Below are 25410 nucleotides of genomic sequence, written 5' to 3'. Positions count from 1 at the left end.
CGGGCGGCGGCGGACTTCGGTCAGAAGGCGCAGGCGATGACGAGTTCCGGGGTGCGGTCGGGCAGCAGGTCGAGCTTGCCGATCCGACCGGCCGCGCGCAGGTCGTCGGCGACCAGGGTGAGCTGCTCCAGCAGCGCCGCCGGGCCCAGTGCCTCGGCCAACGGCACCTCCGCCTTCATGGACAGCTTCCGCTCCGACTTGGCCCGCCGCACCTGGCCCAACGCGTCACCGGCGAGCCGCAGCAGCGCCGGCTCTCCCGTCCCCTCGATCGTCCGGGCCACCTCGTAGGTGGTGGGCCAGGGCGCGCGGTGCACCGACCCGTACCGCCACCACGACCAGATCTCCTCGGTGACGTACGGCAGCACCGGGGCGAACAGCCGTAGCTGCACCGACAGCGCGCAGGCCAGCGCGGCCCGCGCCGAGTCGGCAGCCGCTCCGGTGCCGTACGCCCGCTCCTTGACCAACTCGATGTAGTCGTCGCAGAAGCGCCAGAAGAACGACTCGGTGGCCTGCAACGCGGCCGTGTGGTCGTAGGAGTCGAAGGCGGTGCCCGCGGCGCTGACCACGGTGGCCAGTTCGGCGAGCATGGCCCGGTCCAGCGGGGCGGTCGCCGGTGCGCGCAACGCGTCCCCGGCGCCCAGGCCGAGCGCGAACTTCGACGCGTTGAGCAGCTTGGTGGCCAGCCGCCGGCCGACCTTGATCTGCGCCGGGTCGAAGGCCAGGTCCATGCCGGGCTTGCCGCTGGCCGCCCAGTAGCGCACCGCGTCCGAGCCGTGCTGCTCCAGCAGCGCCAGCGGGGTGACCACGTTGCCCTTGGACTTGGCCATCTTCTTGTGGTCCGGGTCGAGGATCCAGCCCGACAGCACGGTGTCCCGCCAGGGCAGCACCCCGTGCTCGAAGTGCGATCGGACCACGGTGTCGAACAGCCAGGTCCGGATGATCTCCTGACCCTGCGGGCGCAGGTCCATCGGAAAGACCTGCGCGAACAGGGCCGGGTCGGTCTCCCAGCCACCGACGATCTGCGGGGTCAGCGACGACGTGGCCCAGGTGTCCAGCACGTCCGGGTCGCCGAGGAAACCGTCCGGTTGGCCGCGCTGCGACTCGTCGTAGCCGGGCGCCGGATCACTGGACGGGTCGACTGGCAGCGCGGACTCGTCGGGCGTGAGAGGGTGGGACCAGTCCGGCTCGCCAGCGTCGTCGAGCCGGTACCACACCGGCACCGGCACGCCGAAGAAGCGCTGCCGACTGACCAGCCAGTCCCCGGTCAGGCCGCTCACCCAGTTGTCGTAGCGGTGCTTCATGTGCGCCGGCACCCAGTGCAGCTCCGCGCCCCGGGCCAGCAGCGTCGCCCGCAGGTCGGCGTCCCGCCCGCCGTTGCGCAGATACCACTGGCGGGTCGAGACGATCTCCAGTGGCCGGTCGCCGCGTTCGTAGAACTTGACCGGGTGGGTGATCGGGCGTGGCTCGCCGATCAGGTCACCGGCGTCGGCGAGCATCCCGACGATCTCCCGGCGGGCGCCGTTGACGGTACGCCCGGCCAGCGCCGCGTACGGCGCCGCGGGCACCCCGGCCGGCGGCTCCGGAAGCAGCCGACCGTCGCGGCCGATGACCACCCGGGTGTCGAGGTCGAGATCCCGCCACCAGGTGACGTCGCTCAGGTCGCCGAACGTGCAGACCATGGCGATGCCGGTGCCCTTGGCGGGGTCGGCGAGCGGATGGGCGTACACCGGCACCTCGACGTCGAACAGCGGGCTGCGCACCGTCTGACCCACCAGGTCGGCGTACCGCTCGTCGTCGGGGTGGCAGACCAGCGCGACGCAGGCCGGCAACAGCTCCGGCCGGGTGGTGTCGACGAGCACCTCGCGCCCGCCCGGCCCGGTGAACCGCAGCCGGTGGTAGGCGCCGGGGCGCCCCCGGTCCTCCAGCTCGGCCTGGGCGACCGCGGTGGCGAAGCCGACGTCCCACAGCGTCGGCGCCTCCGCCTGGTACGCCTCACCCCGCAGCAGGTTGCGCACGAACGCCCGCTGGCTGGTGGCGCGGGCCACCCGACCGATCGTCGTGTACGTCAGCGACCAGTCCACCGAGAGCCCGAGTCGCCGCCAGAGGGCCTCGAAGACCTGCTCGTCGGCGACCGTCAGTCGCTCGCACAGCTCGATGAAGTTGCGCCGCGAGATCGGGGTGGGGTCGCGGCGCGCGGCCTCGTCGATCGGGGTGGCCGGGGGCCGCCACACCGGGTCGTACGGCAGGGCGGGGTCGCAGCGCACCCCGTAGACGTTCTGCACCCGACGTTCGGTGGGCAGGCCGTTGTCGTCCCAGCCCATCGGGTAGAACACGGCTTTGCCGCGCATCCGCTGGTAGCGGGCGACGGTGTCGGTGTGCGTGTACGAGTAGACGTGCCCCATGTGCAGCTCGCCCGATACGGTCGGCGGCGGGGTGTCGATGGCGTACACGTCAACACGCTTCTTCGAGCGGTCGAACGCGTACGTGCCCTCCTCCTGCCAGCGGTGCGCCCAGCGCTCCTCGAGCCCGTCCAGACTCGGACGCTCGGGAACGCCGGCGCGGGCCGTCCTCGCCGTATCGGTCATCTGCCGATCGTAGGCATCAGCAGGGTGTCGAGCCACGGACTTGCGCATCGCCGGCTCTACACGAGCGAGTCGCGCCACTGCCGGTGCAGCGCCGCGTAGCGACCGTCGGTGGCGGCCAGCACGGCCGGTGGGCCGTCCTCGACGACCTGCCCGCCGTCGAGGACGAGCACCCGGTCCGCGGTCTCCACAGTGGAGAGCCGGTGCGCGATCACCAGCGCGGTGCGGTCCCGCAGGATGGTGCCGAGCGCCCGCTGCACGAGCCGTTCGGTCGGCACGTCCAGTGACGACGTCGCCTCGTCGAGGATCAGCACGGTCGGGTCGGCCAGGAACGCCCGGGCGAACGCGACCAGCTGCCGCTGCCCGGCGGAGAGCCGCCCGCCGCGCCGGTGCACCTGCGTCGCGTACCCGTCGGGCAGCGCGGCGATGAAGTCGTGCGCGCCGATCGCCTCGGCGGCGGCCCGCACGGCGGCGTCGTCGGCGTCCGGCCGGCCGAACCGGATGTTCTCCGCGACGGTGCCGCTGAACAGGTGGTTCTCCTGGGTCACCAGCACCACCGCGCGGCGCAGGTCGGCGTCGGCCGCCTCGCGCAGGTCGATCCCGTCCAGCAGGACCGCGCCGGCGTCCGGGTCGTGGAACCGGGCGACCAGCTTGGCGATGGTCGACTTGCCCGCGCCGGTCGGCCCGATCAGCGCCACCGTCTGCCCGGCCGGCACGGTCAGGTCCAGCCCGGCGAGGATGGGCGTGCCGGCGCGGTAGCCGAAGGAGACGCCCCGGAAGGTCAGCTCACCGTGACCGGGGCCGGTCGGCAGCGACACCGGCCGGGCGGGTTCGGCCACGGCAGGCCGCTCGTCGAGCACCCCGGCCAGCTTCTCCAGCGCCGCCGTCGCCGACTGCAACGAGTTGTAGAACTGGCTCAGCTCCTGCATCGGCTCGAAGAAGCGGCGCAGGTAGAGCAGGAACGCGGCGAGCACACCGACCTCTGTCCGCCCGCCGAGCACCCGCCATCCGCCGTAGCAGAGCACGACCGCGACCGTGACGTTGCCGATCAGCTTGATCGCCGGCGAGTACGTGGCGATCAGCCGGAACGCGTGCAGGCTGGTGCGCCGGTAGTCGTCCCCGAGCGCCACGAAGATCCGCTGGTTGCGGGGCTCCCGGCGGAACGTCTGCACCGCGCGGATACCCCGCATCGACTCGACGAAGTGCACGATGACCAGCGCCACGGCCTCCCGGGTCCGCCGGTACGCGCCGGCCGAGGCCCGCGCGAACCAGCGGGAGAGGTAGAACAGGAACGGGAACGCGAACAGCGTCACCGCGGCCAGCGGCAGGTCCAGCCAGAGCAGGATGGCGGCCACCGACAGGATCGACAACGCGGCCAGCACCAGGCTGTCGATCCCGCCGTCGACCAGTTCGGCGATCGAATCCAGGTCACTGGTGAGTCGGGACACCATCCGGCCCGACGTGTACCGCTCGTGAAAGCCCACCGACAGTCGCAGGAAGTGCCCGAACACCCGCTGCCGCAGGTCGAGGAGGACCGCCTGGCCGATCCGGGCGCTGAGGGTGAGGAAACCGCGGCGGGCCGCGTACTCGGTCACGGCGGCGACGGCGAACGCGCCGCCGACGGCGGCCAGCGGGACCGCGTTCCCGGCGCGCAGCGGCGCGATGGCCCGGTCGATGCCGACCATGACCAGGTACGGACCGGCCATCGCGGCAGCGTTCTGCGCCAGCAGCAGGCCGACCGCCGCGGCGAGCCCTCTCCGGTGCGGGCGGAGCAGATGGGCCAGCAGGGCTCGACTGTGCCGGCGCAGCCGGGCCACCGCCTCCGGGGTGGTCTCCTCGGCCCGACTCCGGTCGGCCTCCGGGTCGGTGGCCGTTCCCCGCCAGCGGGTCAGCTCCGGCTCCTCGGCGGGAGGCGGGTCGACCTGCTGCGGGGAGTTCACGAGCGCACCAGCCCCCAGCCGTCCGGGGTGGACGCGCCGGGCCCCGCCGCCCGGGTGTGCCCCAGTTCCGGGTTGGTGGCGCCGGCCGGCTGCGCGGGCGGCGGCTCGGCGGCGAGCAACGCCCGGTAGGCGGGCACGCTGGCCAGCAGTTCGGAGTGCCGGCCGATCGCGGAGATCCGTCCACCGTCGAGCAGGGCGACGCGGTCGGCCAGCGCGATAGTCGACGGCCGGTGCACCACCAAAAGCGCGGTGCTGGCCCGCAGGACCTGCCGCAGCGCCGCCTCCACCAGCGCCTCGGTGTGCACGTCGAGGGCGGACAGGGGGTCGTCGAGCACCAGCAGCGCCGGTCGGCCGAGCACCGCCCGCGCCAGCGCCAACCGCTGCCGCTGGCCGCCGGAGAGGGACAACCCCTGCTCACCCACCCGGGTGGCCAGACCCCACGGCAGGTCGTACGCGAAATCGGCCTGGGCCAGCGCGAGGGCGGCCCGGACCTCGTCGTCGTCGGCGTCCGGGCGACCCAGGGTGAGGTTCTCCCACACCGACATGGAGAAGAGCGTGGGCTCCTCGAACGCCACCCCGACCAGTCGGCGCAGCGAGGCCAGCCGCAGCTCGCGCAGGTCGTGCCCGTCCAGGGTGATCCGGCCGCCGGTCACCTCGTGCAGCCGGGGCACCAGGGAGAGCAGCGTGCTCTTGCCGCAGCCGGTGGCCCCGACCAGGGCCACCGTCTCGCCCGGCTCGATGGTCAGGTCGATTCCGTGCAGTACGGCGGTGGTGGCGCCCGGGTAGCGGAAGTCGACCCGTTCGAAGCGGAGTCGGCCGTGGATCGCCTCGCGGGCCAGCGTGCGCGCGTCCGGAGCGTCCACGATCTGCGGCGGAGTGTCCAGCACCTCCTGGATGCGGTCCGCGGCGGTGGCCGCCTCCTGACCGTTGGCGATGATCCAGCCCAGCGACTGCACCGGCCAGATGAGCATCAGTTGGAGGCTGGCGAACGCCACCAGTTCGCCGATGGTGAGCACGCCCTGCGCGGCGGCGGCAGCCCCGGCCACCAGCACCACGCCCAGGGTCACGTTGGGCACCAGGTCGAGCAGCGCCGCGGTGTTCGCCAGCAGCCGGCCCTTGCCCACACCGGTGTCGTGCAGCGTCCGGGTCCCCGCGGCGAAGCGGGCCGCCAACTCGGGCCCCCGGCCGTACGCCTTCATGGTGCGCAGGCCCTGCGCGGTCTCCTCGACAAGCGTCGCCACGTCGCCCTGCTGGTCCTGCATTTGGCGGGACGCGGTGTGGTAATGCCGGCCGAAGCGGCGGGTGATCAGCAGCAGTGGCACGGCGCTGGCGGCGACCAGCAGCCCGAGCGCCGTGTGCAGATGGATCAGCAGCAGGACCACCACCACGTAGGTGGTCAGGTTGAGCACCAGGAAGAAGACACCGAACGAGAGGAAACGGCGGATCACGGACAGGTCGCTGGTGATCCGGGAGAGCAGTTGGCCGGACTGCCAGCGGTCGTGGAAGCTGGCCGGCAGCCGTTGCAGGTGCGCGTACACGTCGGCGCGCAGCGCCGCCTCCATGCCCACCGCCGAGGAGGACTGCACCCACCGCCGGATGAAGATGAGCACCGCCTCGATCACGCCGAGCAGCAGCGCCAGGCCACCGAGCTGGAGCAGGCCGGCGGGCTCGTGCCGGGCCACCGGCCCGTCCACCACCCGCTGCACCACCAGCGGTACGGCGATCCCGGCGGCCGTGCCGGCAAGGCCCGCGACCAGCAACCAGGCGAACTCGGCGGCGTACGGGCGCAGGTAGCGGCGCAGCCGCCAGAGGTTGTGCACGGGGTGGCGGCCCGCGGCGACCGGGGCGGCCCGGTCGCCGTCGCTCTCCACAGGCACTACCCGACGGTAGCGTCAATAGGTGTCGATGCTGCTGTCAGCTTGCCGTCAACCGCCGCTCATGACCGAGAAGCCACTTCTTCACGTCCAGCCCCCAGCGGTAGCCGCCGAGCGTGCCGTCGGTGCGCAGCACCCGGTGGCAGGGTACGAAGAGCGCCGCCGCGTTGCGGGCACAGGCCGCCGCCGCGGCGCGCACCGCCGGTGGCCGGCCGGCCAGCGCCGCGTACCCGGTGTAGGTGACCGGGGTGCCCGGCGGAACCTCCCGCAGCACCCGCCAGGCGTGCGCCATGAACTCGCCGCCGGTGTGCTGCCGTACCGGCACCGAGTCGATGGCCGCGAGGTCGCCGTCCAGGTAGGACCGGACGGCCACGGTCGCCGGCCCGAGGTCGGCGCGTTGCCGCAGCGGCGCCCGCAGGGTCGGGTGGATCAGGGGCAGCAGCGCCGCCGGGTCGGGGGTGAAACCGGCCGCCAGGACCTCGCCGTCGCTGCCGGCGAGGATGCTCAGCGGCCCGGTCGGGGTGGTCAGCACGGTGCTGTCGATGCTCATGCCGCTCTCCAGAGTCTGATCGTGGCGTAGGACCGCCAGGGGCGCCACCGTTCGGCGTGCGCCGTGAGGGTCGTGTCGGGCAGGCCGAGCGCTGCTGCGCCGCGGCGGATCGCGAGGTCGGTGTCGAGGAGGACGTCCGGGTCGCCGAGGGCGCGCAGGGCGAGGTAACTGGCGGTCCACGGGCCGATGCCGGGCAGCGCGAGCAGCCGCCGTACGGTCTCCTCCCGGTCCCCACCCGGCGCCAGGTCCACGGTCCCGTCCGCCACGGCGAGGGCGAGCCCACGAATGGTCTCCCGCCGCCGAAGAGGCATCCCAAAGGCGGCATCCGGAAGGGCCAGAACCTCCTCAGGGCTGAGAAACCCCCGCAGGTCAGTCCGTTGATCATGAAGTTGTTGTCGCGACACGCCGTCGTCGGGGGCAACAACTTCATGATCAACGCGGGCGGTCAGGAGGCGGGTGAGGGTTGTTCGCGCGGACGTCACCGAGACCTGCTGGCCGATGATCGCGCGAACGGCCATCTCGAAGCCGTCGACCGCGCGGGGGACGCGGATGCCGGGCTCGGCGGCCACCACCGGGGCCAGCGCCGGGTCCGCCGCGAGCGTGGCGTCGACCGCGACCGGGTCCGCGTCCAGATCGAGCAGGCGTCGGCAGCGGGCTACCGCCGGCGCGAGGTCGCGCAGGTCGGCCAGGCGCAGCGTCGCCGCCACGTGCCCGTCCGCCGGGGTCAGCGCCACCTGGCCGGCGCCGTGCGGCAATCGCAACCCCCGGTGGTACGTCCCGTCGCGCACCTCCTCCACCCCGGGCAGCGCGCGCAGCGCGAGGAAGTCCAGCAGCGCTCGGGCGTGCAGCGGCGGACGGTACGCCAGCCGGAGCGTGATGGTTCCCGCCCCGACCGCCGCCAGGTGCCGACCACGGGCCGTCCGCAGCTCGGACGGTGCGCTCGCGTACACCTCGCGGACCGTGTCGTTGAACTGCCGCACGCTGCCGAACCCGGCGGCGAACGCGATCTCGGCCATGCCGAGGCCGGTCGTCTCGATCAGGATCCGGGCGGTCTGCGCCCGCTGGGCCCGGGCCAGCGCGAGCGGCCCGGCACCCATCTCGGCGCGCAACATCCGGTGCAGGTGCCGTTCGGTGTAGCCGAGGCGGGCGGCCAGCCCCGGCACGCCGTCCCGGTCGACCACCCCGTCGGCGATCAGTCGCATCGCCCGGCCGACCACGTCGGCGCGGACGTCCCACTGTGGCGAGCCGGGTGCGGCATCCGGCCGGCAGCGGCGGCAGGCGCGCAACCCGGCGCCCTGCGCGGCCGCGGCCGACGGAAAGAACCGGACGTTCTGCCGCTTGGGGGTGGTCGCCGGGCAGGACGGCCGGCAGTAGATCCCGGTCGACGTCACGCCGGTGTAGAACCAGCCGTCGAACCGCTGGTCCCGGCTGTCCACCGCGCGGTAGCACCGTTCGAAGTCCATCTCCACGTCACCTATGGTGCCCCGCTGGTCGGGCCCTCGGCTGGCGGGAATCGGACCTGGGCGTGTGCGCGGCGGGCCGGCCGCGCACTGCCGGCCCGGGCACCGCTCAGCGGCGGCGACGGTGCGGCTGGCCGGACCGCTGCCCGGACCGGGCGGGTTGGCCGGACCGGTTCGACTGCCCCGACCGCGTGGACTGCCCGGCCAGCAGGGGCGAGCGGAACACGCCGTCCGGGTCGTACCGCTTCCACAGCCGGCGCACCCGGGCGCCGGTCTCGCCCGGGTAGATCCGGGCGAACGCGGCCGGGCCTGGTCGGCTCTCGAAGTTGACGTACTCGCCGTCGGCTCGCGCGCCGACGGCCCGCCAGGCGGTGTCCAACGCCGCGCCGCCCAGCGGTGGGAACGTCGAGGCGATGACCAGGGTGTTCTGGTGCCGGTGCGGGTAGGCCGTCGCGGCGGCGGCGACATCGTTGACCGCCCCGCCGACCGAGCGCAGTTGGATCACCGCCCGGCCCGGACCGGTGGTCGCCCGCGTGACCGCTCGCGCGACGCCCGGGTCCAGCTCGGCGAACAGGCCGTTGGTGGTCGTACCCCGTTGCTGCCCGACGTTCGGGTGCAGGTGCGCGGTCGGCACCAGCGTCGGGTAGGGCAGCAGGTCGCTGCGGTGTTCGAGCACCTTCCCGATGGCCAGCAGCGGCTCCACGACGGGCCGGACGCGGCGCAGGCTCTCCGCGGCCACCACTGCGGTGACGGACATGAGCGTCGAGCGGCCCTCGGCGAACAGCACGGCGGCGGCGGACAGCTCCCGGGGGGCCTGCGCCAGAAAGCTCGCCCACTCGCGGACGGTACGGCCGTCCGGGTGCGCCTCGACGACCAGCTGCGCCACGCCCACGTTGCGCTGCTCGGCGGCCTCGATCTCGAACGCCACCACGACACCGGCCCCCGCGCCGGCGCCCCGGACCAGCCAGAACAGCTCCGGTTCGTGCGCCGCGTCGGCGCGTACCAGCGTCCCGTCCGCGAGCACGACCTCCACCGCGCGGACGCGATCGATGGTGAGGCCGTGGGCGCGTACCAGCCAGCCGACGCCGCCGCCGGTGGCCAGCCCGCCGACGCCGACACCGCCGTAGTCGCCCGAGCTGACCACCAGGCCGTACGGGGCAAGCGCCGTCGCGACGTTCGCCCAGCGGGCGCCGGCCTCGACCCGGACCAGTCCGGCCCGTTCGTCGAGCACCCGCACCCGGTTGAGCATGGACAGGTCGATCACGACGCCGCCGTTGTTGGAGGAGGCTCCGGACAGGCCGTGCCCGCCGCTGCGCACGGCGATCGGCAGTCGCTGCTCCCGGGCGTACCGGATCGCGTCGATCACCTGCGCGGTGGTCTTCGGCAGCAGCACGGCGGCCGGCGAGGCAGTCGTCGTGTACGTCGAGCGAAGCTGCGCGTACCGGCGGTCGCCGGGCGTGACGATCTGCCCCCGCAGGGAGTCGGGCACCCGGGCCATGGCGGTGGTCATCGCTGGCCCTGGGCCGCTCGGCCGTCGTGCTCGGTCATGGCCCAAGAGTGGGGCGGTGGCGACGGCGTTGGCAAACCCCGGGTCGGCCACCAACCATTGGTAGGTGGTCAATGAGCGCGGAGCGGTGACACGCGTTCGGTCGTAGTGACCGGAATCTCCGCCGACGTGGGCGTCCGGGCCGGTCCGACCGAGGCGTGGAGATCACCTCGGTCGGACCGGGCCCGATCACCTCGCGGGGCTGGGCCCCGTGCTCGGCCCGGACGGGCTCGGCTTGATCGTCGGGGAGCCCGGTCGCCCCGGAACGCCCGGCGCACCACCCGTGGTCGGCCCCGGCTCGTCCGGCCTACCCGGCACACCCGGGGGGCCGGGCTCGTCCGGCCTGCCCGGCACGCCGGGGTCTCCCGGCTCGTCGGAGGTGGCCGGCGACGGCACCGGAGCCGGTAGGCCGGGCCGGCTCGGCACGCCGGGCGGCGCCCCGGACGGGTCGGGTACGGCCGCCGGGCCCGCTGGGCTCGGCACGGCTGGCGGAGGCCCGTCCGAGCCGCTCGCGGCCAGGGCGATCGGAGCCGCGATCAGGATCGCCGCGAGAGTCCCCACCGCCCCCATCGTCACCGTGGCGCGGCGTCTGTTGCGGAACCGCCGTTCCGCTCGGTTCAACTGGTCATGCACGATCGGTGCCTCCTCGGCCAGGTCGGTGAGGGTGGATCGGATGAGGCTCTCGAAGGGATCGGTCATCGCCGTACCTCCAGCAGCTCGATCTCCGGCAGCAGGTCGCGCAGACGCTGGACCGCCCGGTGCGTACGACTGCGGACGGTGCCCACCGAGCAGCCGAGCAGCTCGGCCACCCGGCCTTCGGGCAGGTCCTCGTAGTAGCGCAGGACCACCACCGTCCGCTGTGCCGGTGGCAGCTGGCGCAGCGCGGCACGCATCGCCAGCCGTACGTCGGAGCCGCCGCTCGGGTCGGCGCCGACCGGCTCGTCGGCCGGGTTGAGCGGCGTCTCCCGCCGTCGGCGAAGTCGCCGCCACCAGCTGATCTGCTCGCGGTACATCACCACGCGGAGATATCCCTCGGGATCGGCGTGCCGGATGGTCTCCCACTTCGGGATGGTTCGCACCAACGCCGACTGGAACAGGTCCTCGGCGGCGTTGCGGTCCCCGGTCAGCAGGTACGCGACCCGCATCAGCGCCGGTGTCCGGCTGCCGACGAACTCGGCCAGCCGAGCGCGTTCGTCCTCGTCCACCCACCACCCCCGTTTCGTTGTCACCCGTACAGACGCCCCAGGTCATCGTCGCTATCCGCGATCCGCTGTGTTTTTCCGGCCCGGAAGTGTCGGTCGTGACGGGTACCGTCCGGCCACCAACTGAAGAAGGGATGCGGGACATGACGAGCGTGGCGGGTTGGGCGGCGGCGTCGACACCGGGCGCGTTCCCGCCGCTGCCCCGCGCGGTGGCACAGTCCTTCTACCGCCGGATGCGGGCCGTCGCGCCGGCCGCCGTCGGCGCCATCGAACGGGACCGGGCGGCCGAGGCGGAGCAGGTCTTCGCCGACACCGCCTGTGGCCGGTTGGTCGGCTCACTCGACGATGCGGGCCTGCGCGCACTCGGGATGTGGACCCACCACTGGTGCATGCGCTTCTACGACGACGACACCCGCGTCGGTCGGCGGTTGGTGCGCGAGATCGCCGCGCGGGCCGAGTTGGGCTGGACGGCCGACGAGGTGCGCTGGATGCTGCGCGAGTCGTTCTCGGCCGGCCCGGCCGCCGCCGACCGGTTCACCCTGCCCCGTGCCGCCGCGGCGCAACTGCCCCCGGCCGACCGGCCGCCCGCGGACCACTGGCCCGAGGTCGAGGTGCCCCGCCAGCGCAGCGGCCGGCACGTGGGCGCGTGACCGGCCGCTTCGTGGCTGCGGCAGGATGGACGCCGCACCGCCCCGACGGAAGGACGCCCGATGCCCGCCAGCGAGCCGACCATCATCGCCACCAGCATGGGCTTCTCCCGGGGCGACCGAGGGCCGTACGACATGCGCCCCAGCCCGGTCTTCGAGCTGGCCGCCGAGCTGGCCGAGGCTGGTCCGCAGCCGCGGATCTGCTACCTCGGGCAGGCCGTCGGTGACCAGCCCACCTCGTTCGCCGCCGTCTACGGCGCGTTCGCCGAGACCCGGTTCCGCCTGTCGCACCTCGCGCTGTTCCCGATGCCGAACGTCGACGACGTCCGCGCCCACCTGCTCGCCCAGGACGTGATCTGGGTCGGCGGCGGCAGCGTCGCCAACCTCGTCGCGGTCTGGCGGGTGCACCGGCTCGACGAGATCCTGCACGAGTGCTGGCAGGCCGGCGTGGTGCTGGCCGGCGTCTCGGCCGGCTCGATCTGCTGGCACGTGGGCGGCGCCACCGACAGCTTCGGGCCCCGCCTGCGCGGGTTCACCGAGGCGTTGGGCTGGCTGCCGTACGGCAACGGCGTGCACTACGACAGCGAGGCCCAGCGCCGACCGCTGATGCACGAGCTGGTCGGCGACGGCACGTTGCCGACCAGCCACTGCACTGACGACGGCGTCGGCCTGGTCTACCGGGGGACCGGGCTGGTCGAGGCGGTCGCCGACCGCGAGGGCGTCTCGGCGTACGAGGTGAGCCGCAACGCGGACGGCAGTGTGCGGGAGGCGGTCATCGCTCCCCGCCTGCTTGGTTGAGCGCCGGTCAGACCCGATCCTCGAACGCGGCGCACACGGTCGCCCGCACCTGCGGCCCCTTGATCGATCGCAGCAGCTCCCGGGCGAGGGCGATCTGGTGCGACTCGTCGACTGACCGGTCCATCGGGGTCAGCTCCACCCGCCACCGGAAGTAGAGGTAGTCGTCCTCGTCGGTGGCGGCGAGCCGCGGGTCGGCGTCCTCGTTGGGGTTGATCTCCAGCAGGTTGCCCCGGACGTCCACCGAGTCCCGGCGGTAGGGCACCGCGTCGGGCAGCCGGGTTCGGATCAGGTCGAGCAGCTCCGCCGCCGTCAGCGGGCCGTCGACCATGATGAGGAACTGCAACGTCGTCTGCACGTCTGCCACCTTGCCAGATGCGGAACCGCTCAATCGAGCGGGAGGAACGGGCCGTTGTCGAACTTGCCGCCCCGGCGCAGCACGGAGAACTGCACCTTGTGCGGCACGTGCGTGTCCATGAGCTCACGACGCAGGTGGGTGAAGTCGGTGCCCAGATCGAAGCTGGCGAGCTGACCGTTCTCGTTGATCCGGCGCAGCATCGTCTTGCGCAGCCGGGTCCCGTCCGGAGCCCGGGACAGGGAGCGTTCGGCCAGGTCGAAGAAGGTCTTGTCGTCGACGATGAGCGCCACGTCGATGTCGGAGTCCGGGCGGGCGGTGCCCTTCACCCGGCTGCCGTGGGCGACCAGGTCCCCGTCGGGCAGCCCGGCCTGCCGTTGGGTCTGCCGGGCGCCCCGGGCGAACCGGGTCCACTGCCGTTCGGTGAAGCCCTGCGGGATCTGCCGGGCGGCCCGGGTGGTCGCCGCCTCGGCTGTCTCGCCCGCCACGTCGTCGGCCCGTCGCATCATGCTCCGGGCGGCCTGCGCCACGATGCCCCGGGCGGCCGTCGTGGCGCCGTCCGGCAGATCCCGTCGACGGCCGGTCATTCCAGCCCGCCCGACTGGCGGCGGCGCAGCACGGCGTCGAAGACCTGCGCCAGTTCGGCGGCGTCCTCGCCGGCGTGGTGGGTGTGCGGTACGTCGTGCAGACCCAGCTCGTGCTTGATCTTGCCCTTGCGGGTCTGGACCCACTCGCTGCCGGTCAGCCCCATCCAGTAGCTGCGGAGGTCGACGCCGGAACCGGTGGCGCCGAACGGGCTGTGGCCGACGAAGCGCACGAAGTACCAGTGCACGAACATGCCGTCCCAGACAGCGGGAGCGGCGAGGAAGACCGGGCGGCCGATCCGGCGCAGTCCGTTGACCCAGGCCGCCGCCGCTGCCATCGCCTCCGGCGCGGTGGGCGCCTCGCGGAGCAGACGGTCCCGGTCCAGACCCGACACGGCCAGCGCGGCCGGCACGAACTCGTCGGAGATGGGACGCAGTTCGGTGTAGAACGTCAGATCCGGGCGACCGGCCACGGCCATGCCCAACGAGATCATGCTGTTCGGCCCGGGGATCGGCCCGTCCGCCTCCACGTCGACGCCGACGTACAGCTCGGGCAGCGGAGAGGTCATCCCAGCACCACCCCGATGGCCTGGTCGATCAGCATGTTCAGGACGATGTCGGTGAGCTTCTTGAAGACGGGGATCTCCAGCAGCGAGGCGCCGAACGTCGGAGCGGCCGTCGCGATCGCCTGGATGATCTGCACCAGCAGGATGATCAGCTGGACGATCACGTTGATCTTCAGGGCGAGGACGATCAGCGCGCACACGAACAGCGTCGCCGCCACCATCTGTGCGCCGGTGCCGCCGTCCCGCAGCACCGACATCGCCGAACCGTCGGCCTCCCAGCGCTCCTGGAACGCGGTCAACGCATCGCCCTGGTTGCCGGTCAGCACCCGCTGCGCGGCCGCCGTACCCTCCGCCGCCGCGTTGTGCAGCGAGTCGGCCATCTCCATCCACATCTGGCCCAGCTCGAACATCTTCGTCTCGTCCGACTTGGGCCAGGTGTAACCCAGCTCGTTCAACAGGCCGGCGAGCTCGCCGGGCAGCATGATCCCCATCGGCCCGCCTACCAGCTCATCGTCGTGAACTGGGCGTCGTTGTCCTGCTCGACCGAGTCGTACTGGTCGGCCATCAGGCCCAACCCGGCACCGAAGCCGCGCAGCCCGTCGACGACCGACCCGAGGCACTCCGCCGCGATCTCCTCGGCCACCTGGTACGACATGCCGATCAGGCCGCCCACGTCGTCGTCGCCGAAGATGTCGCCCATCGAGGCCGTCCGCGCGAGCAGCACCTCCCACTGCGCGGCGAGCTGCTCGGCCACCGTCGTCAGGTGGCCGCCGCCCTGCCGCAGCGCGGGCGGGTGCACCTGTAGGTCCTCGCGCATGACATCACCTCGCTGCCTGCTGGATGCGCCGCACCGCGTCGGTGAGCGCATCGGTCATCGCCGCCATGCTGCGCACCGACTCGTTCTGCAACTCGTCGAGCTGCTGGCCCAGCGCCACCGGGTCGACCGCGGGCGCGTCCGCGGCCTCGCCGGCCGCAAGGCGCAGGTCGTCCAGCGCGGCGTTGACCGCCATGGTGATCTGCTCGCCGAGCATCTCGGCGCCCATCCGGAGCGCGCGCGGGTCCACCGTCACCGACTCGACATGCTGGCCGACCGCCACGACCTCGACCTGACCGCCCGCCGCAGACCCGGTGCCCCGTGCCGGCTCGACCTCCAGATCGTCGGGGACCTGCCCGGTCGAACGCATCGACGCCAGTGCCTGTCGGGTTTGCTGGAACAGTCGGTCGAATTCCGTCACCTGGTCCACAACGCCCCCTCACGTCGCACGCGACATCGAGAGGGTAGCAACGGGACGCCACCTGCCGTACCCGCCGATGCGCGACCCGGGGCAGCGTCCGGCCCGGTGGAATCGGAGCCGCCTGGACCGGCGCGTCCGGCACCGGCGTAAGCTGGCCCGTCGTGAGTCTCACCATCGGCATCGTCGGCCTGCCCAACGTCGGCAAGAGCACGCTTTTCAACGCGTTGACCAAGAACGACGTGCTGGCGGCGAACTACCCGTTCGCCACCATCGAGCCCAACGTCGGCGTGGTCGGGCTGCCCGACGAGCGGCTGGGCAAGCTGGCGGAGATCTTCTCCTCGCAGAAGGTGCTGCCGGCCCCGGTGTCGTTCGTCGACATCGCCGGCCTGGTCCGTGGCGCGTCCAAGGGGCAGGGCCGGGGCAACGCCTTCCTGGCCAACATCCGCGACGCCTCGGCGATCTGCCAGGTGGTCCGGGCGTTCTCCGACCCGAACGTGGTGCACGTCGACGGCAAGATCTCCCCGGCCGACGACATCGAGACGATCAACACCGAGCTGATCCTCGCCGACCTGCAGACCCTGGACAAGGCGCTGCCCCGGTTGGAGAAGGAGGCCAAGCTCCGCAAGGACCGGTCCGCCGCGGTCGCCGCCGCGAAGGCCGCGATCGAGGTGCTCGACGGCGGCACCACGCTCTACTCCGGGGCCGGCGCAGCCAAGATCGAGCTGGAGCACCTGCGCGAGCTGCACCTGCTCACCACCAAGCCCTTCCTGTACGTCTTCAACGTCGACGAGGCCGAGCTGGCCAACGAGACGTTCCTCGACGAACTGCGTGCCCTGGTCGCCCCCGCCGAGGCCGTCTTCATGGACGCCAAGATCGAATCCGAGCTGGTGGACCTGCCCGAGGAGGAGGCCCGCGAGCTGCTGGAGTCGATCGGGCAGAACGAGCCCGGCCTCAACCAGCTCGTCCGCGTCGGCTTCCGTACGCTCGGGCTCCAGACGTACCTCACGGCCGGCCCCAAGGAAGCGCGCGCCTGGACCGTCCCGGTCGGCGCCACCGCGCCGGAGGCCGCGGGTGTCATCCACTCGGACTTCCAGCGCGGCTTCATCAAGGCCGAGGTGGTCTCCTACCACGACCTGGTCGAGTACGGATCGATGGCGGCGGCCAAGGCGGCGGGCAAGGTCCGCATTGAGGGCAAGGAGTACGTCATGCAGGACGGCGACGTGGTGGAGTTCCGCTTCAACGTCTGAATCCAGCTCTCCCTTCCGCGGACGCGGTCGACGGCGGCCCTGATCGACTCGGATTCCTGGAAAGCGGGGTATCCGGACGGCTGGAACACCCCGACATCCAGAAATCCGAGGGATGATGCGGGTCCGGCACGGACAGGCAGAGGGACGGTGCCTTGTGGGGGAACGGACGTTGCTCAGTTCGTCGTTCGGCTCGGCCGCGTCCGCGTACGCCGAGCATCGCCCGGATTACGCGCAGGCCGCGGTGCGGTGGGCGCTTGAGTTCGCGCCCGGCCCGCGAGTGCTCGACCTTGGTGCCGGCACCGGCAAGCTGACCCACACGTTGGTCGCCGTTGGCGCGGACGTCGTCGCGGTCGAACCCGACCCGGCGATGCTCACCGAGCTGCGCCGTGCCAGGCCAACCGTTCGTGCCCTGCCGGGTAGCGCCGAGGCGATCCCGTTGCCGGGCGCGTCCGTCGACGCCGTGCTGGCCGGCAACGCCCTGCACTGGTTCGACATGGCCGTCGCGGGGCCGGAGATCGCCCGGGTCCTCGCACCCGGGGGCGTCCTGGCGGGCCTGTGGAACATCATGGACGACCGGATCGACTGGGTCGCCGAGCTCGAACGTGTCAGCGGGAGTGCGGCGATCGGCCCGCGTGACACGCTCACCAGTTGGCGCGCGGCGACCGCTGCCATGGTCGTTCCGAGCACCAGGCTGGACTCCCGGTTCGGTTCGTCGGAGCAGGCCGAGTTTCCGCACGGTCAGCGCCGAACCGCGGACTCCCTCACCGCGACACTCGCAACCCGGGCCGGGATGCTGGTCATGCCGGAACCGGACCGGGAGACCACGCTCGGCCGGATCCGCGACTTCCTCGCCAGTAGGCCCGAAACCGCCGAGGGTGAGTTCAACCTGCCGATGCTGACCGGGGTGCTGCGCGCCCGCCGGCGGTGACGGTCAGCAGGTCATGTGCGGTAGTAGTCAGCTCTCCAGCGCGACTGCTCGGCTACCGAGAAGCCGTCGAAGTCACCGGCGGCCTCGCACGCGCTACTGCTCGGCCCAGACGCCCAACTCATTGCCGCTCGGGTCGGTGAAGTGGAACCGGCGGCCTCCGGGGAACTCGTACGGCCCGTTGACCAGCTGGCCCCCGGCCTCCTTCACCGCCTGCACGGACCGGTCCAGGTCACTCGAGTAGAGCAGTACCAGCGGGCCGCCCGCCCGCACCTCCTCGTCCAGGCGGAGACCACCCACCTCGGGCGCGGCGTCACCGCGCGGGCTGCGGATGCCCGCGTACCCCGGGCCGTAGTCGGTGAACTGCCAGCCGAACGCGTCGGCATAGAAGCGCTTGCCCTCGGCGAGGTCGGTCACGGTGAGCTCGATGTAGTCGATGGTGTGGTGCCGCTGGGGAGCTGACTCAGACATGCACCGCATTGTGTGCCTCGGGTACGACGGATCGTGAAGCGCAACTAAAGGTTGCGCGACGGGCGGCAATCGTCGTACGGTTACGCAACCAAAGGTTGCGGATCGTTGAGACGAAGGAGTCTGAAGTGGTGGACATTCTGCATCAGGTCGGCGTCGTCGCCCCGCTCGGCGACGTCTACCGAGCGGTGGCGACTCCCGAGGGCGTCGCGGGCTGGTGGTCGATCGACACGACCGGAAAGGGCGAGGTCGGCGGGCAGTTGACCGTCCGGTTCGGTGCCGACGGTGGGTTCGATCTGGAGATCATCGAGCTGGACCCGGCCGGACGGGTGCGGTGGCGGGTCGTCGGTGGCCCCGACGAGTGGATCGGCACCGAGGTCAACTGGCGCTTCGGCCAGCGTGGGAAGTACACGATCGTTGATTTCACGCACGCGGGTTGGCGCGAGCCGACCGAACTCATGCACGAGTGCAGCACCAAGTGGGCGATCTTCCTGATGAGTCTCAAGGAGCTGGTGGAGACGGGGCGCGGCCGGCCGGCGCCGGAGGACGTCCAGATCGGCGACGGGCACTGACCTCGGTGGCGACGGAACCCGCCCCGTCCCGCCGCGCCATCTGGAACCCGGCAGCCAGCAGGCCGAGGATCACGATCGCCACGGCGCAGAGCAGCAGCGTCGGGCGCGCGCCGAAAACCCCCACCAGGGGCCCGCCCAGCATGGTGCCGAGCGGCACCGCGAGCACAAGGACGGCGCCGTTCGCGGCGAGCACCGCGGGGAGCTGCTCGGTGGACGCGCTGCGCTGGAACAATGCCATCGACGTGGACATGTACGGCGCCCAGATCAGGCCTGCCAGGGCGAACGCCGGCAGGGACAGGCCGATAGGGGCGCCCAGGCCGAGGGGCAGCATGGCGACGCCGAACCCGATGACGATGCCGATCGTGGTGGCACGCAGCGGCCAGTGGCGAAGGTGCCCGGCCACCACACCGCCGACGAGGCCGCCGACGCCAAAGGCGGTGTAGTACGCGCCGAGCAGCGTCGCGGACGCGTGCAGGTCGTCGGTGACGTGCAGCGGCATGGCGACGTACACCGGGCCGAAGAGGAAGAAGAACGCGACGCTCAGCATCAGCAGGCCGAGCAGCGCGGGCTGACGGCGGATGACCGCGAAGCCCGCGGTACGAGAGGCGCCGCGCTCGTACCGATGAATCATGTCGGTGGCGGGAAGGGCGAGGCGATAGGTGAGCGCCAGCACGGCGAACGTCGCGGCGTCGACGGCGATGACCCAGACCGGGCCCGCCCAGCCGATCAGGATGCCCGCCAGCGGCGGACCGACGATGGTGGCGAACCCGGAGATGGTGGTGAGCACCGCGTTGGCCGGCAGGTGGTGGCGCTGCGGCAGCAGCTCGGCGATCAGGGTGAACCGCCCGGCGGAGCCCCACGAGTGCAGCAGCGCGGAAGCGGCGAGCAGGACGACGTACAGCCCGATGGTGAGCATGCCGGCGAGGTGGGCGATCGGGATCGCCGCGAGCGCGGCGGCTCGCAGGATCGCGTCCCAGCCGGCGAGCTGAGCGCCGCTGCGCCCGCGCAGCAACCGACCGAAGATGACCGTCCCGGCCGCGCTGGGCAGGGTGTACGCGGCCACCGCGACCGCGATCCACAGGCCGCGCTGGCCCTGCGGCGCGAGCTGGATGGCGAGCCAGGTCACCGCGACCACCGCCATGCCGTCGCCGAGGGCGGACACGGCCAGCCCGGGCAGCACGCGCCGCAGCAGGGGATGACTGACCACCGGCCAGTAGGGCGAGGTACGCGGGAATCGAGGCATGGAGACAGTCGACCCGCCGTGGGCCGGATCGGCCAGCAACGACTGCCGACAGCAGAATCAGCCCGGAGCGAACGACCCGCCCTCGTCCGTGGCTGACGGTGATCGACTCGGGCTCCGGGACGTTGGGGTGGCAGGCGTACCTGCACACCCCGGAATTCCGGAACCCGAGTCGATCAACTGCCGCTACTCCGCCCGGTAGACGGAGATGTGGAACGGGCTGTCGGCGCTGAACGGCCGCCGGTGCCAGTCGGCGTACCGCTCGGTGAGCCGGAGCCCCGCCTGCCGCGCCATCTCGTCGATCTGGTGCGGCCAGGCGTAGCGCATGGCGAACGGTTTCAGGTGCACACCGTCACCGTCGAAGGTGATGGTCTGCCGGATGAACCGCTGCGCGGGCCGGTCGTACCGGTGCAGTCGGATCGTCGCCGAGTCCTCGGTGACCTCCCGCACCTGCACCTGCTCATCGGCGTCGAAGCTGCGCGGGTCGGGTACGAACGTCTCGATGACGAACGCTCCGCCCGGCGACAGCACCCGGGCGACGTTGCGGAAGCAGTCCGCCTGCCGCTCGGCGTCCACCAGGTTGAACAGGGTGTTGAAGACCAGGTAGGCCAGGCGGAACGGGCCCTGCACACCCACGTCGGCCATGTCGCCGACGACCGCGGGGATCTGGTCGCCGCCGGGCTTGGCCCGCATCTGGGCCAGCATCTCCTCGGACGCCTCGATGCCGTGCACGCTGAGGCCACGTTCGGCAAGGGGCAGCGCGACGCGGCCGGTGCCGATCGCCAGTTCGAGGACCGGGCCGCCGTCGGCCAGATCGGCCAGGAAATCCACGGCGGGGGCCGGGTCGGGGTTGGTGCCGCCGTCGTCGTATCCGGCCGCCCAGAGCCGGCCGAAGAGGCCGGGATCGTCGAAGACCGACATCAGCGGCCTCCGGGGTTGGGATCAGTGGCGCCCAGCAGCGCCAGGGGAACGGTCCTGCTCACGAAGTCTCGATTCCTCGGATCGGATGACGTCGGGTCGGAGGGACTTCGTCGAGTGGGGCATGTCGGCTGCTCCTTTCGCGCGGCTGTCGACCGAGGACACCAGAGACGCCGCGGGCCCGGCAAGGCAATTACGCCAGCCGGGCCCGCGACGGGACGTGCGGTCAGGAGATGTGGTGCAGGATCACGTTGTGTACGTGGTGGCACTTCTGCGCGCCACGGAACTCCACCTCGTAGGTGTGCGTGCCGACGTGGATGGCGATGGCGCCGGTGGAGAAGAACGAACCACCCCACGACTTGTTGCTGACCACGCTCACGCTGGTGATCTTCGAGTACGGGATGCTGGTGATCGCGAACCGCTTCCCGACGAACGAGCGGTCCTGGATGATCACGCGGCGGTCGGTCAGCCCGATGAACCCGGTGCCGGTGCCGACAGCGTCGTAGACGGCGATGATCTGCTCGCCGTCGAGGAGGCCACTCTCGATCTGCTGGACCTGCTCCTTGCGGTCGTACGCGATGTTCGCCATGCGACCCAGGTTAGGCAACCGGTGCCAGTGGGTCGGGTGGGTCGTCAGGCCTCGGTGACCGCGCGGTACGCGTCCTCGATGCGGGCGGCCAGCAGAACCTCGCCCTCGGTCAGCGGCTCGTCGTTGCCGTGCCCGACCCGGATCTGGGTGCTGTCGGACCGGCGGCTGATCTCGGGACGCAGGTGCAGAGCGTCGGCGACGACCTTGACCCGTTCAGTTAGCGCCGCGTGTTGGGTATCGTCGATCACGAGCGTCCGCCGGATCTGTTCACCCTCCCGCGTCCAACCGGTTAGCAAGGTCAACGCGTCGGACAGGTAGTCGTGCTTGGCTCGGCTGTTGAACAGCACGCGCATCACCGCACCCCCCAAGCGCCGTTGCCGGCTTGTGGCCAAATCGTCGCCATCCCGTGTCTTGTCGGTGCCTTCTAGTCTGTCGTCGCTCGGTAAGGGTGTCCACGCCCACACTTCCGTGTTCTGTTGGACTAGCGGACGGCGTCGGTACCCAAACCGCCGATTGATCTGGCACCCTGGACGCCCGTGCAGACCGAACGGGCTAATGGCGGCGGGCAGGCCGAACGACGGGACCTGAAGGTGATCGTGGGGGCGGCGATCATCCGGGACGGACGGGTGCTCGCGTGTGCGCGCTCCGCCCCGCCCGAGGTGGCCGGCATGTGGGAGTTCCCCGGCGGGAAGGTCGAGCCGGGGGAGGGGGAGACCGAGGCGCTGATCCGGGAGTGCGCCGAGGAGTTGGCCGTACGCGTGGAGATCGGTGACCGGGTCGGCCGCAACGTCCGGATGGCCCACGGCCGCTCGGTGCTCAAGGTGTACGCGGCCCGCCTCCTGCACGGCGACGAGCCGCTGGCGTTGGAGCACCAGGCGCTGCGCTGGCTCGCCGCCGACGAGCTGGACTCGGTCACCTGGCTCCCCGCCGACGCACCGATCGTCGCCGCCCTGCGCCCCCGCCTCCTCGCTCGTTGATCATGAAGTTATTGCCGCGACACGCCGGTCGGCAGGGCAATAACTTCATGATCAACGGGGTGGGCCGGGGTGGGGTGGGTTAGGGGTGGGGGGATGTGACGGGGGCCCCGGCTATTGCCGGGGCCCCCGTTCGGGTGGTCGTGCTCAGTGCTTGTCGTCCTGGTCGGGGTGCGCGAAGTTGAGGTGCTCCGGAGGCATCGGGAAGGTCACGTCGTCGCCGAACGGCGACGGCGCGGCGGCCCGGTCGAAGGTGAGCTCGGTCAGCGGCAGCCGGCCCCGGTCGTCGACCGCAGGCGCGGTGGGGTGGGGCACCTCCCGGTGCCAGTTGACGCCGCTCTGCGCCTGCGCCTCAGCCTGCGGGTCGTGCGAGCCACCCGCGTGCGAGTGCCCCCCGCCCCGGCTCGTTCCCGGCAGGCTCGCCGAGCCCGGACGGGCGGTGGTCACGCTGGTCTGGGGCGTCTCGCCCCGACGGAAGATCTTGCTACCAAGCCACACAAGGGGATCGTACCTGCGGTCGACGACGCGTTCCTTCATGGGGATGATCCCGTTGTCGGTGATCTTGATGTGCTCGGGGCAGACCTCGGTGCAGCACTTGGTGATGTTGCAGAAACCGAGGCCCTGTTCGGCCTGCGCGTACTCCCTGCGGTCGGTCCGGGCGTCCAGCGGGTGCATGTCCAGCTCGGCCGCCCGGATGAAGTACCGCGGGCCGGAGAACGCCTGCTTGTTCTCCTCGTGGTCGCGGATCACGTGGCAGACGTTCTGGCACAGGAAGCACTCGATGCACTTGCGGAACTCCTGCGAGCGCTCGACGTCGACCTGCTGCATCCGGTAGTCGCCCGGGGCGACGTCCGCCGGAGGGGCGAACGCCGGGGTCTCCCGCGCCTTCTCGTAGTTGAACGAGACGTCGGTGACCAGGTCCCGGATGACGGGGAAGGTCCGCAGCGGCGTGACGGTGACCGTCTCCTCGTCGCCGAAGGTCGACATCCGGGTCATGCAGCCCAGTCGCGGCTTGCCGTTGATCTCCATCGAGCAGGAGCCGCACTTGCCGGCCTTGCAGTTCCACCGGCAGGCCAGGTCGGGCGCGTCGGTGGCCTGCAGGCGGTGGATGACGTCGAGGACGACCTCGCCCTCGTTCACCTCGACCATGTAATCCTGCAGGTCGCCGCCGGTCTCGTCGCCCCGCCAGATCCGGAACTGACGCTTCGCGCTCATCGGTTGTCCGCCTCTCCAGCGTCGGCGACGGAAGCGTCGAAGTCGGCGAGCTCCTCGTCGGTGAGGTACTTGGCCAGCTCGGCCCGGTCGAAGAGGCTGATCAGCTCCGGCCGCATCGTCGGCAGCGGCTTACGGGTCAGCCGTACGCTGTCGCCGTCCAGCGAGCAGACCAGGTTGACCTGCCGCCACTTCGGCTCCATCGCCGGATAGTCCTCCCGGGTGTGCCCGCCGCGCGACTCCTGCCGCTCCAGCGCCGCCTTCGCGGTGCACTCCGAGACCACCAGCATGTTGCGCAGGTCCAGGGCCAGGTGCCAGCCCGGGTTGTAGCGCCGGCCGCCGGCGGCGCTCACCTTGGCGACCCGCTCGCGCAGCTCGGCCAGCCGCACCAGGGCGTCGGCCAGCTCGCCTTCGCGCCGGATGATTCCGACGAGATCCCCCATGACCGCCTGGAGGTCCTGCTGGAGGGTGTACGGGCTCTCGCCGGTGTCCCGTTGCAGCGGCGCCAGGGCGGTCTCCACCGCCGCCTCGACCGCGTCCACGGCCACCTTCGGCCGGGCGGCCAGCCCGTCGGCGTAGCTGGCCGCGTGCCCGCCCGCCCGCTTGCCGAAGACCAGCAGGTCGGACAGGGAGTTGCCGCCCAGCCGGTTGGAGCCGTGCATACCGCCGGAGACCTCACCGGCGGCGAACAGCCCGCGTACGTGGCCGAAGGCGGCGCCCGAGTCCGGGTCCACCTCCACGCCACCCATCACGTAGTGGCAGGTCGGCCCGACCTCCATCGGCTCGGCCGTGATGTCGACGTCGGCCAGCTCCTTGAACTGGTGGTACATCGAGGGCAGCCGGCGGCGGATCTCGTCGGCCGAGCGCCGGCTCGCGATGTCCAGGAAGACACCGCCGGCGGGGGAGCCCCGACCGGCCTTGACCTCACTGTTGATCGCGCGGGCCACCTCGTCGCGGGGCAGCAGCTCCGGCGGGCGCCGGTTGTTGTCCGGGTCGGTGTACCAGCGGTCCGCCTCCTCCTCGGTCTCCGCGTACTGCTTGCGGAAGACGTCGGGGACGTAGTCGAACATGAACCGCTTGCCCTCGGAGTTCTTCAGCACGCCGCCGTCGCCGCGGACCGACTCGGTGACCAGGATGCCCTTCACCGAGGGCGGCCAGACCATGCCGGTCGGGTGGAACTGGAGGAACTCCATGTTGATCAGCGTCGCCCCGGCGCGCAGCGCCAGGGCGTGCCCGTCCCCGGTGTACTCCCAGGAGTTCGACGTGACCTTGTAGGAGCGCCCGACACCGCCGGTGGCCAGCACCACGGCCGGCGCCTCGAAGAGGATGAACTCGCCGGACTCGCGGTAGTAGCCGAAGGCGCCCGCGACCCGGTCGCCGTCGAGCAGCAGCTCGGTGATGGTCGTCTCGGAGAACACCCTGATCCGGGCGTCGTACGAGCCGAACTCGCGCTTGTCCTCCTGCTGGAGCGAGACGATCTTCTGCTGGAGGGTGCGGATCAGCTCCAGGCCCGTCCGGTCGCCCACGTGCGCCAGTCGGGGGTACTCGTGTCCGCCGAAGTTACGCTGGGAGATCTTGCCGTCCTTGGTGCGGTCGAAGAGCGCGCCGTACGTCTCCAGCTCCCAGATCCGCTGCGGCGACTCCTTCGCGTGCAGCTCGGCCATCCGGAAGTTGTTGAGGAACTTGCCGCCGCGCATGGTGTCGCGGAAGTGCACCTGCCAGCTGTCCCGGCTGTTCACGTTGCCCATCGCGGCGGCGGCGCCGCCCTCGGCCATCACCGTGTGCGCCTTGCCGAACAGCGACTTGGAGATGATCGCGGTCTTCTTGCCGGCGAGCCGGGCCTCGATGGCGGCGCGCAGGCCGGCGCCGCCGGCCCCGATGACGACGACGTCGTAGTGGTGTCGTTCGATGCGAGTGGTAGTGGTCATG

The 25410-nt window shown here is 71.8% G+C and carries 27 protein-coding genes; 6 read left to right on the top strand and 21 right to left on the bottom strand.

All coding sequences use genetic code 11. The features are described 5' to 3' along the window. Positions 1–20 precede the first annotated feature (20 nt). The 8 genes from valS to ABZU46_RS13150 form a co-directional block, all read right to left on the bottom strand. Positions 21–2585 (bottom strand): valine--tRNA ligase, encoded by a 2565-nt coding sequence (gene valS, locus ABZU46_RS13185; RefSeq protein ID WP_354857109.1) that lies wholly within the window; start codon positions 2583–2585, stop codon positions 21–23. Positions 2586–2641: 56 nt separating this feature from the next. Next, a complete protein-coding gene (locus ABZU46_RS13180; protein WP_354857108.1) occupies positions 2642–4522 on the bottom strand; it encodes an ABC transporter ATP-binding protein in 1881 nt (626 codons plus the stop codon). After that, a complete protein-coding gene (locus ABZU46_RS13175; RefSeq protein WP_354857105.1) occupies positions 4519–6399 on the bottom strand; it encodes an ABC transporter ATP-binding protein in 1881 nt (626 codons plus the stop codon). Before ABZU46_RS13175 ends, ABZU46_RS13180 begins: the two co-directional genes overlap by 4 nt. Positions 6400–6436: 37 nt before the next feature. Next, entirely contained in the window at positions 6437–6946 is a 510-nt protein-coding gene (locus ABZU46_RS13170) for a methylated-DNA--[protein]-cysteine S-methyltransferase (RefSeq protein ID WP_354857103.1), read from the bottom strand. After that, positions 6943–8415: an AlkA N-terminal domain-containing protein gene (locus tag ABZU46_RS13165; RefSeq protein ID WP_354857102.1), complete on the bottom strand. Its 1473-nt coding sequence runs from the start codon at positions 8413–8415 to the stop codon at positions 6943–6945. The genes ABZU46_RS13170 and ABZU46_RS13165 overlap by 4 nt, the downstream gene beginning before the upstream one ends. A 100-nt stretch (positions 8416–8515) precedes the next feature. Next, positions 8516–9916 (bottom strand): FAD-dependent oxidoreductase, encoded by a 1401-nt coding sequence (locus tag ABZU46_RS13160; RefSeq protein ID WP_354857100.1) that lies wholly within the window; start codon positions 9914–9916, stop codon positions 8516–8518. Positions 9917–10141: 225 nt separating this feature from the next. After that, positions 10142–10651, bottom strand: coding sequence for a hypothetical protein (locus tag ABZU46_RS13155; protein WP_354857099.1), 510 nt, complete (start codon positions 10649–10651; stop codon positions 10142–10144). After that, positions 10648–11157: a SigE family RNA polymerase sigma factor gene (locus ABZU46_RS13150; RefSeq protein WP_354857097.1), complete on the bottom strand. Its 510-nt coding sequence runs from the start codon at positions 11155–11157 to the stop codon at positions 10648–10650. Before ABZU46_RS13150 ends, ABZU46_RS13155 begins: the two co-directional genes overlap by 4 nt. Before the next feature lie 140 nt (positions 11158–11297). Between ABZU46_RS13150 and ABZU46_RS13145 the strand changes: the two genes are divergently transcribed. Both ABZU46_RS13145 and ABZU46_RS13140 read left to right on the top strand, forming a co-directional pair. Beyond that, positions 11298–11804 (top strand): hypothetical protein, encoded by a 507-nt coding sequence (locus ABZU46_RS13145; RefSeq protein ID WP_354857095.1) that lies wholly within the window; start codon positions 11298–11300, stop codon positions 11802–11804. A gap of 60 nt (positions 11805–11864) precedes the next feature. Beyond that, positions 11865–12599, top strand: coding sequence for a peptidase E (locus ABZU46_RS13140; protein WP_354857093.1), 735 nt, complete (start codon positions 11865–11867; stop codon positions 12597–12599). 7 nt (positions 12600–12606) lie between these two features. On the opposite strand, the gene ABZU46_RS13135 is transcribed toward ABZU46_RS13140, so the two are convergent. The 6 genes from ABZU46_RS13135 to ABZU46_RS13110 are packed head-to-tail and all read right to left on the bottom strand — an operon-like array spanning position 12607 to position 15336. Then, a complete protein-coding gene (locus tag ABZU46_RS13135) occupies positions 12607–12954 on the bottom strand; it encodes a hypothetical protein (protein ID WP_354857092.1) in 348 nt (115 codons plus the stop codon). A gap of 29 nt (positions 12955–12983) precedes the next feature. Further along, positions 12984–13538: a nucleotidyltransferase domain-containing protein gene (locus tag ABZU46_RS13130; RefSeq protein WP_354857090.1), complete on the bottom strand. Its 555-nt coding sequence runs from the start codon at positions 13536–13538 to the stop codon at positions 12984–12986. Further along, positions 13535–14104 carry an exonuclease gene (locus ABZU46_RS13125; RefSeq protein WP_354857087.1) on the bottom strand — a complete coding sequence of 190 codons (570 nt, stop codon included), beginning with the start codon at positions 14102–14104 and terminating at the stop codon, positions 13535–13537. The genes ABZU46_RS13130 and ABZU46_RS13125 overlap by 4 nt, the downstream gene beginning before the upstream one ends. Further along, positions 14101–14592: a hypothetical protein gene (locus tag ABZU46_RS13120; RefSeq protein ID WP_354857085.1), complete on the bottom strand. Its 492-nt coding sequence runs from the start codon at positions 14590–14592 to the stop codon at positions 14101–14103. Before ABZU46_RS13120 ends, ABZU46_RS13125 begins: the two co-directional genes overlap by 4 nt. Positions 14593–14600: 8 nt before the next feature. Continuing rightward, a complete protein-coding gene (locus tag ABZU46_RS13115; RefSeq protein ID WP_354857083.1) occupies positions 14601–14918 on the bottom strand; it encodes a hypothetical protein in 318 nt (105 codons plus the stop codon). Between the two features lie 4 nt (positions 14919–14922). After that, positions 14923–15336: a YbaB/EbfC family nucleoid-associated protein gene (locus tag ABZU46_RS13110; RefSeq protein ID WP_354857081.1), complete on the bottom strand. Its 414-nt coding sequence runs from the start codon at positions 15334–15336 to the stop codon at positions 14923–14925. A 161-nt stretch (positions 15337–15497) separates the two neighbouring features. Between ABZU46_RS13110 and ychF the strand changes: the two genes are divergently transcribed. Together ychF and ABZU46_RS13100 are read left to right on the top strand one after the other, a co-directional pair. Continuing rightward, the gene (gene ychF, locus ABZU46_RS13105; protein WP_354857078.1) at positions 15498–16583 is read left to right on the top strand and encodes a redox-regulated ATPase YchF; all 1086 of its coding nucleotides are present in this window, start codon (positions 15498–15500) and stop codon (positions 16581–16583) included. Between the two features lie 115 nt (positions 16584–16698). Beyond that, entirely contained in the window at positions 16699–17511 is an 813-nt protein-coding gene (locus tag ABZU46_RS13100) for a class I SAM-dependent methyltransferase (RefSeq protein ID WP_354857139.1), read from the top strand. Between the two features lie 93 nt (positions 17512–17604). Here the strand turns inward: ABZU46_RS13100 and ABZU46_RS13095 are convergent, their stop codons facing one another. Then, a complete protein-coding gene (locus tag ABZU46_RS13095; RefSeq protein WP_354857077.1) occupies positions 17605–17979 on the bottom strand; it encodes a VOC family protein in 375 nt (124 codons plus the stop codon). Positions 17980–18107: 128 nt separating this feature from the next. Here ABZU46_RS13095 and ABZU46_RS13090 point away from each other — a divergent pair, with 128 nt between their 5' ends. Continuing rightward, the gene (locus ABZU46_RS13090) at positions 18108–18548 is read left to right on the top strand and encodes an SRPBCC domain-containing protein (protein WP_354857074.1); all 441 of its coding nucleotides are present in this window, start codon (positions 18108–18110) and stop codon (positions 18546–18548) included. On the opposite strand, the gene ABZU46_RS13085 is transcribed toward ABZU46_RS13090, so the two are convergent. From ABZU46_RS13085 to ABZU46_RS13070, 4 genes are all read right to left on the bottom strand, one after another. Next, positions 18478–19791: an MFS transporter gene (locus ABZU46_RS13085; protein WP_354857072.1), complete on the bottom strand. Its 1314-nt coding sequence runs from the start codon at positions 19789–19791 to the stop codon at positions 18478–18480. The genes ABZU46_RS13090 and ABZU46_RS13085 overlap by 71 nt on opposite strands. A 183-nt stretch (positions 19792–19974) precedes the next feature. Further along, positions 19975–20709, bottom strand: coding sequence for a class I SAM-dependent methyltransferase (locus ABZU46_RS13080; protein ID WP_354857070.1), 735 nt, complete (start codon positions 20707–20709; stop codon positions 19975–19977). Between the two features lie 223 nt (positions 20710–20932). Next, a complete protein-coding gene (locus tag ABZU46_RS13075; protein WP_354857068.1) occupies positions 20933–21295 on the bottom strand; it encodes a PH domain-containing protein in 363 nt (120 codons plus the stop codon). Between the two features lie 44 nt (positions 21296–21339). After that, entirely contained in the window at positions 21340–21648 is a 309-nt protein-coding gene (locus ABZU46_RS13070) for a 4a-hydroxytetrahydrobiopterin dehydratase (RefSeq protein ID WP_354857066.1), read from the bottom strand. Positions 21649–21831: 183 nt separating this feature from the next. On the opposite strand from ABZU46_RS13070, the gene ABZU46_RS13065 reads away from it, so the two are divergent. Continuing rightward, positions 21832–22272, top strand: coding sequence for a (deoxy)nucleoside triphosphate pyrophosphohydrolase (locus ABZU46_RS13065; protein WP_354857064.1), 441 nt, complete (start codon positions 21832–21834; stop codon positions 22270–22272). A 144-nt stretch (positions 22273–22416) separates the two neighbouring features. Here ABZU46_RS13065 and ABZU46_RS13060 read toward each other — a convergent pair whose 3' ends face one another. Both ABZU46_RS13060 and ABZU46_RS13055 read right to left on the bottom strand, forming a co-directional pair. Further along, positions 22417–23484 (bottom strand): succinate dehydrogenase/fumarate reductase iron-sulfur subunit, encoded by a 1068-nt coding sequence (locus tag ABZU46_RS13060; protein ID WP_354857062.1) that lies wholly within the window; start codon positions 23482–23484, stop codon positions 22417–22419. Then, positions 23481–25409 (bottom strand): fumarate reductase/succinate dehydrogenase flavoprotein subunit, encoded by a 1929-nt coding sequence (locus tag ABZU46_RS13055; RefSeq protein WP_354857059.1) that lies wholly within the window; start codon positions 25407–25409, stop codon positions 23481–23483. Before ABZU46_RS13055 ends, ABZU46_RS13060 begins: the two co-directional genes overlap by 4 nt. Position 25410: the final 1 nt, after the last annotated feature.

Origin of the sequence: Micromonospora sp. NPDC005197, from assembly GCF_040608295.1 — a bacterium.
Taxonomy (GTDB): Bacteria; Actinomycetota; Actinomycetes; order Mycobacteriales; family Micromonosporaceae; genus Micromonospora.
This window is presented reverse-complemented; position numbering and strand designations above follow the sequence as displayed.